Genomic DNA, 13,527 nt, shown 5'->3' with positions numbered 1-13,527 from the left:
CCACGGTGTTTAAAACTCCATTGTGGGAGCGAGCCCGCTCGCGATGAGACCGGCCGCTATCCCTGTGAATCCGGCCAGAACGCCCGAATCCCCGCCACGCCCTGAGCCCCGGTTTCCCAAGCCTTCTGCTGCTGCGCCGGACCAACGCCACCCAGCAGGAACACCGGCTTGCTGAAGCCCTGGATCAAGCTCGACGCCTGCTCCCAACCCAGCGGCTCGGCCCCGGGATGGGTCAGAGTCGGCTGAACCGGCGACAGCGTCACGAAGTCCACCCCCATCTGCTCGGCCAATGCCAGCTCTTCAGCGTTGTGGCAGGACGCCGCCAGCCAGCGCGACGCCGGCAGCGGTCGGCCAGCCGCTGCGTATTTGCGCAACTGGGCCGAGGTGATGTGCCAACCGGCCGACGGGAAATCCCCCAGCCACTCGAACGGCCCCTTGATCATCAACTGCGCCTTCCCGGCACACAGCCCCGCCGCGTCCACCGCCAGGTCGCGGTATTTCGGATCGTAGCCGTTGGGCGCCCGCAACTGGATCAGCTTGATGCCGCCGGCAATGGCTTTCTGCATACCGCGCAGCAACGCCGGTGGTTCCAGGTCTTCCGGGGTAATCAGGTACTGCGCCGGTAACCGCGCAGCGGCTACGATCGGTTGATTGGCCGCCGGAAATTCATAGTTCGGCAGGTCCCGCGGCGCCACCCACTCCAGCGGCTGACCTTCGGCGCCATGGGGCTCGCCGGTGAAGTCCGAGACTTCCCAGACATCCAGTAACACGTGCTTGTCAGGGTAATCGTGTTGGATCTTGATCAGCGGTCGCGCGGTGACCACCAGTATCCCCAACTCCTCATGCAGCTCACGGGCCAGGGCGCGCTCGACGGACTCGTCGGCCTCGACCTTGCCACCGGGAAATTCCCACAGACCGCCCTGGTGCTGCGTATCGGCACGGCGGGCAATCAGGATCTTGCCGTTCGGGTCACGAATGACCGCTGCGGCGACATGAACACGTTTCACTGCCCAACCTCCTCCAGACCCGCCTTCTGCCAGGCCTTGAAGGCTGGCCACTGGTAGATCGTTTCAACGTACGCTTCATCGGCCACCGGCAACTTCACCTGATAGGTGCGCAGGCGCACGGCAATCGGGGCGAAGTAGGCATCGGCCAGGGTCGCGCGGCCAAACAGGAAAGGGCCGGCGTCCGTCGCGACGGCGCGACATTCGGCCCACAACGCCAGCATGCGTTCGACGTCTGCCTGCACGTCAGCCGGGACCGGCGACAAGGGGGCGTCGCGGCTCAGGTCGAACGGCATGTTGCCGCGCATGGCGAAAAACCCGGCATGCATCTGCGCACACGCCGAACGTGCCTGGGCGCGGGCCGCCGTGTCCTTGGGCCAGAGCCCGGCGTCGGGAAATTGCTCAGCCAGGTATTCGCCGATCGCCAGCGAATCGGCGACGGTGCCGTGTGCGGTTTTCAGCAGCGGGACCTTGCCGGTCGGCGAATGCTCGAGAATGCGTTCACGGGTGTCCGGCTGGTTCAGCTTGATCAGTGCTTCGGTATAGGGGGCACCGGTCAGCTCAAGCGCCAGAGCGGCGCGCAGGGACCAGGAGGAATACAGTTTGTCGCCGATGATCAGGTGCAGGCTCATGTTCGGGACCTTTGAAGAGAGAGACGAGCAAGTCGGGTGGAAGGCCGATCAACGGCCATCGCGAGCAGGCTCACTCCCACAGGGGTCACCCTCCGTTGTGGGAGCGAGCCTGCTCGCGATCGGGATCACCCGGTCTTACGTACGGTACTCAGCGTTGATCTTCACGTACTCGTGGGACAGGTCGGTGGTCCAGATGGTTTCGCTGCAGTCGCCCCGGCCCAGTTCGATACGGATGGTGATCTCTTCCTGCTGCATCACCGCCGCCCCCTGGGCTTCGGTGTAGGTGGCTGCGCGGGCGCCACGGCTGGCGATGCACACCTCGCCGAGGAACACGTCGATCTTGCTCACATCCAGGTCCGGCACGCCGGCACGGCCGACAGCGGCAAGGATGCGGCCCCAGTTCGGGTCGGAGGCGAACAGCGCAGTCTTGATCAACGGCGAGTGCGCCACGGTGTAGCCCACGTCCAGGCATTCCTGGTGGTTGGCGCCGCCATTGACTTCGACGGTCACGAACTTGGTCGCGCCTTCGCCATCGCGAACGATGGCCTGGGCCACGTCCATGCACACCTCGAACACCGCCTGCTTGAGCTTGGCGAACAACTCGCCCTCGGCGCGGGTGATTTCCGGCAAGGCTGCCTGGCCGGTCGCGATCAGCATGCAGCAGTCGTTGGTCGAGGTATCGCCGTCGATGGTGATGCGGTTGAACGACTTGTTGGCGCCATCGAGCAGCAGGTTTTGCAGCACGTCGCGGGCGACTTTCGCGTCGGTGGCGATGTAGCCGAGCATGGTCGCCATGTTCGGACGGATCATGCCTGCACCCTTGCTGATCCCGGTGACGGTGATGGTCACGCCGTCATGCTGGAACTGCCGGCTTGCGCCCTTGGGCAAGGTGTCGGTGGTCATGATGCCGGTGGCGGCGGCTTCCCAGTTGTTGACCGACAGGTCGTCGAGCGCTGCCTGCAACGCGCCTTCGATTTTCTCCACCGGCAGCGGCTCACCGATCACGCCGGTGGAGTACGGCAGCACCAGGTTGGCATCGACACCGGTCAGTTCGGCGAGTTTCGCGCAGGTGCGCTCGGCAGCGGCCAGACCAGGTTCACCGGTGCCGGCGTTGGCATTACCGGTATTGGTCAGCAGGTAACGCACCGGGCCTTGCACACGCTGCTTGGCCAGGATCACCGGGGCTGCACAGAAAGCGTTCAGGGTGAACACACCGGCCACCGTGGAACCTTCGGCACAGCGCATGACCACGACATCCTTGCGCCCGGGGCGCTTGATGCCGGCCGAAGCGATACCGAGTTCAAAACCGGCAACCGGGTGCAACGTTGGCAAAGGACCAAGACCAACAGCCATGAATGCGCTCCTCAACTAGATGATGTCTGCACCGCCCGGCAGGAGCGGTGGTGTAAATGGCAAAACGCCGCGACGGCATGGGCCGGTCGCGGCGCGGGTATTTCAGCGTAGGTAACGGGTTTTACTGGATCTGCCCGTGGCAATGCTTGAATTTCTTGCCCGAACCGCAGTAGCACAGCTCGTTGCGGCCCAGCTTCTGCTCGTTGCGAACCGGGGCGGTGGCGAGGGCGACATCGACCTCCTCACCCAGTTGCTCCACTTGCTCGAGGCCCGGGGCTTCGTCGTGCTGGAACTGCATGCGGGCGGCCAGGGCCTCGGCTTCCTGGCGCAGGCGCGCCTCTTCCTCGGCCGGATCTTCGCGGCGCACCTGAACGTGCGACAACACACGGATCGAGTCGCGCTTGATCGAATCCAGCAGCTCGGAAAACAGCGTGAACGACTCGCGCTTGTATTCCTGCTTCGGGTTTTTCTGAGCGTAACCACGCAGGTGGATACCGTGACGCAGGTGGTCCATGGTCGACAGGTGGTCTTTCCACAGGTCGTCCAGCACGCGCAGAACGATTTGCTTCTCGAAGGTGCGCAGCGCTTCGGCGCCCGCCTGGTCTTCCTTCTCGTTGTACGCGGCCATCAGTTCCTGCATCAGTTTCTCGCGCAGGGTTTCCTCGTACAGGTGATCGTCTTCGTCGAGCCATTGCTGGATCGGCAAGGCCACGCCGAAATCGCTCTGCAGGGCTGCTTCCAGACCGGCCACATCCCACTGCTCAGGCAGCGATTGCGGTGGGATGTGGGCGCTGACAGTCGCGTTGAGCACGTCCTGGCGGAAATCGGCGATGGTTTCACCGATGTTGTCGGCGGCCAGCAACGTGTTGCGCATGTGATAAATCACTTTACGCTGTTCGTTGTTGACGTCGTCGAACTCCAGCAGTTGCTTGCGGATGTCGAAGTTGCGGCCTTCGACCTTGCGCTGGGCCTTTTCGATGGCGTTGGTCACCATGCGATGCTCGATCGCTTCGCCGGGCTGCATGCCCAGAGCCTTCATGAAGTTCTTCACCCGGTCAGAGGCGAAGATACGCATCAGGCTGTCTTCCAGCGACAGGTAGAAGCGGCTGGAGCCGGCGTCACCCTGACGACCGGCACGACCGCGCAACTGGTTGTCGATACGGCGCGATTCGTGACGCTCGGACGCAATCACCTGCAAGCCGCCCGACTCGAGCACTTGCTGGTGACGCTTCTGCCAGTCAGCCTTGATCTGGGCAATCTGCTCAGGGGTCGGATTTTCCAGGGAGGCCACTTCCACTTCCCAGTTACCGCCCAGCAGGATGTCGGTACCACGACCGGCCATGTTGGTGGCGATGGTCAGCGCCCCCGGACGACCGGCCTGGGCGATGATTTCGGCTTCCTTCTCGTGGAACTTGGCGTTCAGGACCTTGTGTTCGATGCCTTCCTTCACGAGCAGCGCGGACATGTGCTCGGAGGTTTCGATGGTCGCGGTGCCCACCAGCACCGGGCGACCCGCGGCCATGCTTTCCTTGATGTCATTGACGATGGCCGCGTACTTCTCTTCGGCGGTCAGGAACACCAGGTCGTTGTAGTCCTTACGGGCCAGCGGCTTGTTCGTCGGGATGACGATGACCGGCAGGCCATAGATCTGATGGAATTCGAAGGCTTCGGTGTCGGCCGTACCGGTCATCCCGGACAGTTTTTCGTACAGACGGAAGTAGTTCTGGAACGTGGTCGAGGCCAGGGTCTGGCTTTCGGCCTGGATGTTCAGGTTTTCCTTGGCTTCGATGGCCTGGTGCAGACCTTCGGACAAACGACGGCCCGGCATGGTACGGCCGGTGTGCTCGTCGACCAGGACGACCTGGCCTTCCTGGACGATGTACTCGACGTTGCGATGGAACAGCTTGTGCGCACGCAGGCCGGCGTAGACGTGAGTCAGCAGGCTCAGGTTGTGGGCCGAGTACAGGCTCTCGCCTTCAGCCAGCAGGCCGGTACGGGTCAGCGCCTCTTCGACGAACTGGTGACCGGCTTCGTTGAGTTCGACCTGGCGGGTCTTCTCGTCGACGGTGTAGTGGCCGGCCTTGGTGACTTCGCCTTCGACCTCTTCGACGTGCAGTTCCAGCTGCGGGATCAGTTTGTTGATCTCCATGTACAGCTTGGAGCTGTCCTCGGCCTGACCGGAAATGATCAGCGGGGTACGGGCTTCGTCGATGAGGATGGAGTCGACTTCGTCGATCACGGCAAAATTGAGTTCACGCTGGAATTTTTCTTCCATGCTGAACGCCATGTTGTCGCGCAGGTAGTCGAAACCGAATTCGTTGTTGGTGCCGTAGGTGATGTCGGCGGCGTAGGCGGCGCGCTTTTCTTCCGGCGGCTGGAACGGCGTGACCACGCCGACCGTCAGGCCGAGGAATTCATAGAGCGGGCGCATCCAGTTGGCGTCACGACGGGCCAGGTAGTCGTTCACCGTGACCACGTGCACGCCCTTGCCGGACAGCGCGTTGAGGTAAACGCCCAGTGTACCCACCAGGGTCTTGCCTTCACCGGTACGCATTTCGGCAATCCGACCTTCATGCAAGGTCATGCCGCCGATCAGCTGGACGTCGAAGTGGCGCATGCCCATGACGCGCTTACCGGCTTCGCGGGCGACCGCAAAGGCTTCTGGCAGCAGTTGGTCGAGGGTTTCCCCTTTGGCGATGCGGGCCTTGAACTCTTCCGTCTTGGCACGCAATTGATCGTCCGAAAGGGCCACCATTTGCTCTTCGAAGGCATTGACGACTTGTACCGTCTTGAGCATGCGTTTGACTTCACGCTCGTTCTTGCTTCCAAAAAGTTTCTTTAACAAAGGCGCAAACATATCGGCAGGATCTTCCACACTAAAGGGATGGAGGGCGGCCCCGTGAGTCGCCCGTGCAGCCCTCATGGCCGCATGCGAACGAGCATTCTACCCGGAAACGATGGTGAGGATAGTGGCGTTATTCCACGATGCATGCACTGCGCTATGACGGGGCTCACTTAAAATAAGGGCATTTTACTGAACTTCAAGCCACTGACGGCAGAAGTCATTCGTTGATTTAATGGGTAAAGCGCGCGCAAATCAATGGGTCGGGTGCATCCGGCGCTTTCTGCTACCATGGCGGCTCTGTTACTTCAGGTGTCTGATCATGGCATTTCGCCCTCTCACGGCCAGAGCACCCGCCGTTCTGCTTCGCGAAGCCAAACCGCTCAAAGCCATTCTGGGCCATGCGCAACGCCTGGGTCATTTACAGCGCCTGCTCGACAGCCAGTTGCAGCCGGCCGCTCGCGAGCATTGTCATGTGGCTTCATGGCGCGAAGGCAGTTTGTTGCTGATTGTCACCGATGGTCATTGGGCAACCCGCCTGCGCTATCAACAAAAGCGCCTGCAACGCCAGTTGCAGATGTTCGATGAGTTCGCCGGCCTGACCCGCATTCAGTTCAAGGTCCAGCCGCCGACCGTGCAACGAGGCGCGGCCGGGCACGTGATGGACCTGTCGAACAACGCCGCCGCGACCATTCAGGCCACCGCCGACGGGATCTCCGACCCCAACCTGCGGGCCGCCCTGGAGCGATTGGCGGCGCACGCCAAGCCCAAATCCTGAGGCAGACCCCGGTGGGAGTGTCTGCCGGTCAGCGGCGTTTACTGCCCCCCAGCAACGACCCCATCAAACCGCGCACCAACTGCCGCCCCAACTGATTGGCCGCCTGGCGCATCGCCGATTTCAGTGCCTGGCCCGCCGCCGTTCCGAGAAACTCCCCGGCCTGCTCGGTGAAGCTGGGTTCCTGTGGCGCTGCCTTGCCGGGCACCGCCTCCGGTTTCGGGGCCAGGTCCTTGCGCCCCATCAGCACCTCATAGGCCGATTCACGATCGATCGGTTTGTCATAGCGTCCCTTGAATGGCGAACCGGCGATCAGCACGGTTCGCTCCGTGTCGCTCAACGGCCCGATCCGCGATTGTGGCGGTGCAACCAGCACCCGCTGCACCATTTCCGGCGTGCCCTTGTCCTGCAGCGTCCCCACCAGCGCCTCGCCAATCCCCAGCTCGGTCAGCACCGACAGGGCATCGAACGCCGGGTTCGGGCGAAAACCGTCGGCTACCGCGCGCAGGGACTTCTGCTCCTTGGCGGTAAAGGCGCGCAGGCCATGCTGGATGCGCAGGCCGAGCTGCGCGAGGACGTCATCCGGCAGGTCGCCCGGCGACTGAGTGACGAAATACACGCCCACGCCTTTCGAGCGAATCAGCCGCACCACTTGCTCCAGACGCTCCTGCAGCGCCCTGGGGGTATCGGCAAACAATAAGTGGGCCTCGTCGAAAAACAGCGCCAGCAGCGGTTTGTCGGCATCGCCGCGTTCCGGCAGTTGCTCGAACAGCTCGGCCAGCAGCCACAGCAGGAACGTCGCGTAGACCTTCGGCGCCTCGTGGACCAGACGACTGGCATCGAGCAGATGAATACGCCCGCGACCGTCGGCGGCAGGCTGCAGAATGTCTTCGAGTTGCAGCGCCGGCTCGCCGAACAAGGCATCGGCGCCCTGTTGTTCCAGGGTCGCCAGCCGCCGCAGCAGCGCCTGACTGGAGCCCGTGGTCATCAACGCCGCGTCGTCCCCCAGCAGTTCGGGATGGTCGCGCAGGTGATTAAGCAGCGCCTTCAGGTCTTTCAGGTCCAGCAGTAGCAAGCCTTCACGGTCAGCCACCTTGAACGCCGCGTAGAGCGCCGACTGCTGGCTGTCGCTCAATTCCAGCAGGGCGCCGATCAGCAACGGGCCCATTTCGCTCAGGGTGGTGCGCAACGGATGGCCGGATTGACCATGAATGTCCCACAGCGCGACCGGGTAGGCCTGGGGCGTGTGATTCAGCCAGGGCATGCCGGCGATCCGCTCGGCCACCTTGCCCTGTGGATTGCCCGCCGCGCCAAGACCGCACAGGTCTCCTTTGATGTCGGCGGCGAACACCGCCACGCCGGCGTCGCTGAACGCTTCGGCCAGGCGTTGCAGGGTCACGGTCTTGCCGGTCCCGGTCGCACCCGCGATCAGACCGTGTCGGTTCGCCAGACGCATGGACTGATCGATAGGTTGCCCTGTGAGATCGGAACCAATCAATAGTTTCGATGAATCGTGCATTTTGCCCGCCTCTGGTTAATCTCTGCTCGATCACGGCCGATATCGATGATTGAACAGGGTTGGTGATCCGCTAGGGCGAGGACGGATGCATCGACCTGACCTCAACGTCGCCCGTGTTGCGTCTCTTTATAAAAGCACGCTGCGGGCATTAAGACCTTATTGGAACCTCCAAGCCATGAAAAAAAGTATGCGCTTCAGCCATAAGATCCTGCTGGTCGCGGCCCTCGTCGTCACCCTCGCCTTCGCAGCCTTCACGCTTTACAACGACGCCATGCAACGCCAGGCGATCCACAACGACCTCACTGACTACCTGCAGAAAATGGGCAGCGCGACGGCCAACAACATTCAGACCTGGCTGACCGGTCGCAGCCTGTTGATCGAAAACCTGGCACAAAACATCGCGCTGAGCCCGGACCCGAGCCACACCACTCTGCTGCTTGAACAACAGGCGATAGGCAACGCATTCGTGGCCAGTTTTCTCGGCAGCAGTGATGGCGCCTTTACCATTCGCCCGGACAACAGGATGCCGGAAGGCTTCGACCCCCGCGCGCGGGATTGGTACAAGAACGGGCTGTGCAGCGACGGGCCGGTACTGACCGAACCCTACACGGATGTATCCACCGGCAAACAGGTCATTTCCATCGTTCAGGGCGTGGTCAGCAACGGGCAACCGCTCGCCGTGGTCGGCGGTGACCTGAGCCTGCAGATGATCATCGACAGCCTCAACGCACTGAACTTCAACGGCATGGGTCGTGCGTACCTGATCAACGCCGACGGCAAGATCCTGGTGCACCCCAACCCGGCACGGGTGGGCAAGTCCCTGGCCCAGGTGTTCCCGGTCAACACCCCGCGCATCAGCCGCGACCTCTCGGAAGTCGAGGTCGAAGGCAGGACCCGCATCGTCACCTTCACGCCGATCGAGGGCCTGTCGTCGGTGAACTGGTACATCGGTCTGTCGGTGGACAAGGACATGGCCTACTCGATGCTCAGCGAATTCCGTGCTTCGGCGGTGGTGGCCACCGTGATCGCCGTCGTGGCCATCATCGCCCTGCTGGGCCTGTTGATCCGCCTGCTGATCCAGCCGCTGCACGTCATGACCCGCGCCATGGAAGACATTGCCGACGGTGAAGGCGACCTGACCAGACGCCTGGCCATTCAGGGCAACGATGAATTCGGCCTGCTGGGCACGGCGTTCAACCGTTTCGTGGAACGCATTCACGGTTCGATCCGTGAAGTGTGCTCCGCCACCGGGCAGGTCAACGAAGTGGCGCTGCGGGTGGTCGCGGCCTCCAACTCGTCGATGTCCAATTGTGACCAGCAGGCTTCGCGCACCAGCAGTGTTGTCGCCGCCATCAACCAGCTCGGTGCCACGGCCCAGGAAATCGCGCGCAACGCCGCCCAGGCGTCGAGCCAGGCCAGCGAAGCCCGCCACCTGGCCGAGGACGGCCAGCACGTGGTGGAGCGCAACATTGTCGCGATCAATCAGCTGTCGAGCGTGCTCAGCGCGTCGAGTCGCCACATCGAATCGCTGAGCGACAAAACCGTGAACATCGAGCAAATTCTCGACGTGATCAGCAGCATCTCCCAGCAAACCAATCTGCTGGCGCTCAACGCGGCCATCGAGGCGGCCCGTGCCGGTGAGGCCGGGCGCGGGTTTGCCGTGGTGGCCGATGAAGTGCGCAACCTGGCACACCGCACCCAGCAATCGGCGGAGCAGGTGCAGAGGATGATCGAAGAGCTGCAGGTCGGCGCCCGCGAATCCGTCAGCACCATGAACGACAGCCAGCGGCACAGCCAGGACAGCGTGGGTATCGCCAACCTGGCGGGCGAGCGCCTGAACAGCGTGACCCTGCGCATCGGCGAGATCGACGGGATGAACCAGTCGGTGGCCACGGCGACCGAGGAACAGACCGCGGTGGTGGAGGCGATCAACGAGGACATGACTGAAATCAACACGCTGAACCAGGCGGGTGTCGAGAACCTGCAGGCAACGTTGCGCGCCTGTGGCGACCTTGAACAGCAGGCGGCGCGGCTCCAGCAACTGGTGGGCAGTTTCCGTATCTAGCGTCTGCGCCGGCTTCTTCGCGGGCGCCCGCTCTCACCAGACCTGTGGGAGTGGGCGTACCCGCGATGGGGCCCGCCCTGACAACACAGGCCTGACGGTCTCAACCCAAACCCCGACCGAACATCTATCCTTCATAAAGGTCAACCAAGGGAGCACCACGGACCGGAGGGATGTACTCGTGCATATCGCGGACATAACCATGTTCTACGCCCCTGCCAGCGGTGGCGTGCGCACTTATCTGGATGCCAAACATCGTCGCCTGGGGGTCAAGTCGGGCATTCGCCACAGCTTGCTGATTCCCGGTTCGCACTTGAGTGAAGCGGATGGTGTCTACACCGTCCCGGCCCCTGCCCTGCCGTTCGGCAAGGGTTATCGTTTCCCCCTCCGTCTCGCCCCCTGGCGCAATGTGCTGCAGGATCTGCAACCGGACCTGATCGAAGTCGGCGATCCGTACCTCACGGCCTGGGCGGCACTGGATGCCCGGCGCCAACTCGACGTGCCGGTGATCGGCTTCTATCACTCGGACTTGCCGCTGCTGGTCAGCAACCGCATGGGGAACTGGGTGACCCCCAATGTCGAGGCCTATGTCAGCAAGCTCTACGGCAACTTCGACCGGGTGCTCGCGCCGAGCCGGATCATGGCCGACAAACTGATCGGCCTGGGGGTGCGCAATGTCTACGTACAGCCCCTGGGGGTTGACCTGCACACCTTCCACCCCGACGCCCGCGATCCGGGCCTGCGCGCAGAGCTGGGCATCGATGAACAGACGCACCTGCTGATTTTCGCCGGGCGCGGCTCCAAGGAAAAAAACCTGCCGGTGCTGCTCGATTGCATGAAACACCTGGGTCGGCGTTATCACCTGCTGCTGGTGGGATCGTCCATGCCGGCGGCGGTGCCGAACAACGTGACGGTGGTCGATGGCTTCCGCCCGGCGGCGCAAGTGGCGAGGCTGATGGCCAGTGCCGATGCGCTGGTGCATGCCGGCGATCAGGAAACCTTCGGCCTGGTCACACTCGAAGCCATGGCCTGCGGCATTCCGGTGGTCGCCGTGGCCGCCGGGGCGTTTCCAGAGATCGTCACCCGCGACTGCGGCCTGCTGTGCACCCCGAACGCCCCCCTGGCGATGGCCCATGCGGTACGCGAGCTGTTCGGCTCGGGCAATGCCGAGCTGGGCCGGCAGGCCCGCCGGCATGTCGAGCGGCATTACGCCTGGGATACCGTGGTCAACAGCCTGCTGGGTCATTATCACGCCGTCCTCGGCAGCCAATGGCCGCTGATCGTCAATGGCTGACGCGATGAACACCTCCAGCCTGTTACTGGTGTTGCACGACGTCGCACCGCAGACCTGGGTCGACTACCAACCTTTCGTCGAAGCGGTCGATGCCCTGGGCGACATCCCGATGACCTGGCTGGTGGTGCCGGACTTCCACCGGCACAACGACCTGGATGCCCATCCGTCATTCCGCGACCTGCTCAGCCAGCGCGTGGCCCGGGGTGACGAATTGGCGTTGCACGGCTACTTTCATTGTGATGAAAGCCCCTCGCCCACCACACCGCGAGACTGGTTCATGCGCCGCATCTACACCCACGAAGGCGAGTTCTACAGCCTGTCCCGGGAAGCCGCCCTCGCCCGGCTGCGGGCCGGCATCGCGCTGTTCCATCGCTATCACTGGCCGTTGCAGGGCTTTGTCGCCCCGGCCTGGCTGATGAGCGAAGGGACACGCCAGGCCCTGGGCCAACTCCCCCTGAGCTATACCAGCGACCCGCAGCACCTGTATCGGCTGCCGGATTTCACCCGGGTCGAGGCGCCCGGGCTGGTGTGGAGCGCCCGCAGCGCCTGGCGGCGCGGCGTCTCGAAATGGCTCAGCGACCAGCGCGAACAGCGCTGGCGCCAGGCGCCGGTGATTCGCCTGGGCGTGCACCCGGTGGACATGCGTCATGGCTTTTCCCGCGATTACTGGCTGCACACCCTCGAGCGCCTGCTGGACGAGGGCCGCGTGCCGATGACCAAGGCCGGCTGGCTGGCCTCGCACCCTCAGCGTTGCGGTCGTGCCGCGTGAGCCGGGGTATCCTGCTGCTGGTTGCGCTGATTGCGGCTTTGCTCATTCCCCTGTTGCTCGGCGGTAACCAGACCTGGGCGCGATTGCAGGGTTTTCCCTTGAACTGGCTGCTGATCATGTTCGGCATGATCCTGGCGTGCTGGCTGGTGAACACCCAGCGCCTGCGCCTGTTGCTGGGGGATCAGCGGGACAGGGTCAGCCCGGTCAAAAGCCTCGGCGTGGTGATGGCGGCCGAATTCGCCTATTGCGCCACCCCCGGCGGCAGCGGTGGGCCGCTGACCATCATGGCGCTGCTGGCACGCAACGGCGTCCGGCCGGCACGGGGCAGCGCGGTGTTTGCCATGGATCAACTGAGCGACCTGCTGTTCTTCCTCTGCGCGCTGGTGGGGATCCTGATCTATGCGCTGTTCCAGCACCTCAGCGAACGCATGGAGTGGTTGCTGATGGTCAGCGCCATGTCCCTGTTCGGCGGGTTGCTCAGTTGCGCGGTGATCGCACGCTACCATCGTTGGCTGATCCGCCTCAGCGGACGGCTGCTGGTGCGCCTCAATGTCAAAGGCACCACCCGCCTGCGCTGGGCGCGCAAACTCCTGCACTTCCTGGCGGCGTTCACCGACACCCTGAAGTTGCCCTTCAATACGCTGATCACGGTGTTCGCCTTGACCTGTGTGCATTGGCTGCTGCGCTACAGCGTGCTGTACCTGGCACTGCGCGGACTGGGTGCGGACTTGCAATGGGCCTGGAGCTTTCTGATCCAGATGCTCTCGCTGACGGCGGGACAATTCAGCCTGCTGCCCGGAGGCGCCGGCGCCGCGGAATTGACCTCGGCGGCGTTGTTGGCGCCCATGGTCGGGAAATCCACCGCAGCGGCGGCGATCCTGATCTGGCGGACGGTGACCTATTACTTTTATCTGGTGGTGGGCGGGCCGGTATTTTTGTTGATGCTGGGGCGGCCGTTGCTGAAGAAGTTGATGAGGGTGAAGCAGGTTTAGGCGGGTTTGGGTTTGGGTTGCGTGTTTATCCGTTATTGCAGTAACGGCCGCCTGCGCCAGACAGCCATCGCTGGCAAGCCAGCGCCTGCAGCGGGCGAACGCCCATCAATCGGATTTCACCGGATCCTCCCCGGCATCCGGATGCAGTTCCCCCCACAACGCCTCTGCCCCCGGAAACTCCGTGCCATCTTCCGGGCTCAGGTCATCCGGGTCATAGCGGCTCAGACACCCCTCCCCCAACGTCGCGGGGGCTTTGGAAACAGCTTTATCCAGCGGATCAGCCAT

Annotated in this window: 11 protein-coding genes and 1 pseudogene; 6 read left to right on the top strand and 6 right to left on the bottom strand. The window is 63.3% G+C overall.

From position 1 onward, the window contains the following. Positions 1 to 56: 56 nt before the first annotated feature. From ACM6IM_RS25215 to secA, 4 genes are all read right to left on the bottom strand, one after another. On the bottom strand, positions 57 to 1,007 hold the full coding sequence (locus tag ACM6IM_RS25215) for a Nudix family hydrolase (protein ID WP_414866604.1): 951 nt from the start codon (positions 1,005 to 1,007) through the stop codon (positions 57 to 59). Further along, positions 1,004 to 1,636, bottom strand: coding sequence for a glutathione S-transferase family protein (locus tag ACM6IM_RS25210; protein WP_414866603.1), 633 nt, complete (start codon positions 1,634 to 1,636; stop codon positions 1,004 to 1,006). The genes ACM6IM_RS25215 and ACM6IM_RS25210 overlap by 4 nt, the downstream gene beginning before the upstream one ends. A gap of 135 nt (positions 1,637 to 1,771) precedes the next feature. After that, complete coding sequence (gene argJ / locus ACM6IM_RS25205) at positions 1,772 to 2,989, bottom strand: bifunctional glutamate N-acetyltransferase/amino-acid acetyltransferase ArgJ (protein WP_201193486.1); 1,218 nt, start codon at positions 2,987 to 2,989, stop codon at positions 1,772 to 1,774. A 121-nt stretch (positions 2,990 to 3,110) separates the two neighbouring features. Beyond that, positions 3,111 to 5,846 carry a preprotein translocase subunit SecA gene (secA, locus tag ACM6IM_RS25200; protein WP_192305524.1) on the bottom strand — a complete coding sequence of 912 codons (2,736 nt, stop codon included), beginning with the start codon at positions 5,844 to 5,846 and terminating at the stop codon, positions 3,111 to 3,113. Between the two features lie 307 nt (positions 5,847 to 6,153). Here secA and ACM6IM_RS25195 point away from each other — a divergent pair, with 307 nt between their 5' ends. After that, positions 6,154 to 6,609 carry a DUF721 domain-containing protein gene (locus tag ACM6IM_RS25195; RefSeq protein ID WP_201193490.1) on the top strand — a complete coding sequence of 152 codons (456 nt, stop codon included), beginning with the start codon at positions 6,154 to 6,156 and terminating at the stop codon, positions 6,607 to 6,609. 28 nt (positions 6,610 to 6,637) lie between these two features. On the opposite strand, the gene ACM6IM_RS25190 is transcribed toward ACM6IM_RS25195, so the two are convergent. Beyond that, positions 6,638 to 8,125: a helicase HerA-like domain-containing protein gene (locus ACM6IM_RS25190; protein WP_192305520.1), complete on the bottom strand. Its 1,488-nt coding sequence runs from the start codon at positions 8,123 to 8,125 to the stop codon at positions 6,638 to 6,640. Positions 8,126 to 8,210: 85 nt separating this feature from the next. Between ACM6IM_RS25190 and ACM6IM_RS25185 the strand changes: the two are divergent. The 5 genes and pseudogenes from ACM6IM_RS25185 to ACM6IM_RS25165 all read left to right on the top strand — a co-directional run. Continuing rightward, positions 8,211 to 9,332, top strand: a pseudogene (locus ACM6IM_RS25185) (cache domain-containing protein); the annotation flags it as partial. A 93-nt stretch (positions 9,333 to 9,425) separates the two neighbouring features. Beyond that, positions 9,426 to 10,190: a methyl-accepting chemotaxis protein gene (locus tag ACM6IM_RS25180; protein WP_414866612.1), complete on the top strand. Its 765-nt coding sequence runs from the start codon at positions 9,426 to 9,428 to the stop codon at positions 10,188 to 10,190. A gap of 178 nt (positions 10,191 to 10,368) precedes the next feature. After that, positions 10,369 to 11,481, top strand: a complete 1,113-nt coding sequence (locus ACM6IM_RS25175; RefSeq protein ID WP_414866602.1) for a glycosyltransferase family 4 protein — start codon at positions 10,369 to 10,371, stop codon at positions 11,479 to 11,481. Next, positions 11,474 to 12,250, top strand: a complete 777-nt coding sequence (locus ACM6IM_RS25170; RefSeq protein WP_414866601.1) for a DUF2334 domain-containing protein — start codon at positions 11,474 to 11,476, stop codon at positions 12,248 to 12,250. Before ACM6IM_RS25175 ends, ACM6IM_RS25170 begins: the two co-directional genes overlap by 8 nt. Beyond that, positions 12,247 to 13,242: a lysylphosphatidylglycerol synthase transmembrane domain-containing protein gene (locus tag ACM6IM_RS25165; RefSeq protein ID WP_192305511.1), complete on the top strand. Its 996-nt coding sequence runs from the start codon at positions 12,247 to 12,249 to the stop codon at positions 13,240 to 13,242. The genes ACM6IM_RS25170 and ACM6IM_RS25165 overlap by 4 nt, the downstream gene beginning before the upstream one ends. A 105-nt stretch (positions 13,243 to 13,347) precedes the next feature. Here ACM6IM_RS25165 and ACM6IM_RS25160 read toward each other — a convergent pair whose 3' ends face one another. Next, positions 13,348 to 13,527, bottom strand: coding sequence for a hypothetical protein (locus ACM6IM_RS25160; RefSeq protein ID WP_414866600.1), 180 nt, complete (start codon positions 13,525 to 13,527; stop codon positions 13,348 to 13,350).

The sequence above is a fragment of the Pseudomonas sp. IT-P12 genome, assembly GCF_949767465.1.
Taxonomy (GTDB): domain Bacteria; phylum Pseudomonadota; class Gammaproteobacteria; order Pseudomonadales; family Pseudomonadaceae; genus Aquipseudomonas.
The sequence above is the reverse complement of the archived record's forward strand: the minus strand, read 5'-3'. Positions and strand labels throughout refer to the sequence as shown.

What these genes read in the sequence shown, in the direction of transcription:
- ACM6IM_RS25210 (WP_414866603.1), bottom strand. Translation starts at nt 1,636, where the DNA reads ATGAGCCTGCACCTGATCATCGGCGACAAACTGTATTCCTCCTGGTCC.
- argJ (WP_201193486.1), bottom strand. Translation starts at nt 2,989, where the DNA reads ATGGCTGTTGGTCTTGGTCCTTTGCCAACGTTGCACCCGGTTGCCGGT.
- secA (WP_192305524.1), bottom strand. Translation starts at nt 5,846, where the DNA reads ATGTTTGCGCCTTTGTTAAAGAAACTTTTTGGAAGCAAGAACGAGCGT.
- ACM6IM_RS25195 (WP_201193490.1), top strand. Translation starts at nt 6,154, where the DNA reads ATGGCATTTCGCCCTCTCACGGCCAGAGCACCCGCCGTTCTGCTTCGC.
- ACM6IM_RS25190 (WP_192305520.1), bottom strand. Translation starts at nt 8,125, where the DNA reads ATGCACGATTCATCGAAACTATTGATTGGTTCCGATCTCACAGGGCAA.
- ACM6IM_RS25180 (WP_414866612.1), top strand. Translation starts at nt 9,426, where the DNA reads ATGTCCAATTGTGACCAGCAGGCTTCGCGCACCAGCAGTGTTGTCGCC.
- ACM6IM_RS25170 (WP_414866601.1), top strand. Translation starts at nt 11,474, where the DNA reads ATGGCTGACGCGATGAACACCTCCAGCCTGTTACTGGTGTTGCACGAC.
- ACM6IM_RS25160 (WP_414866600.1), bottom strand. Translation starts at nt 13,527, where the DNA reads ATGGCTGATCCGCTGGATAAAGCTGTTTCCAAAGCCCCCGCGACGTTG.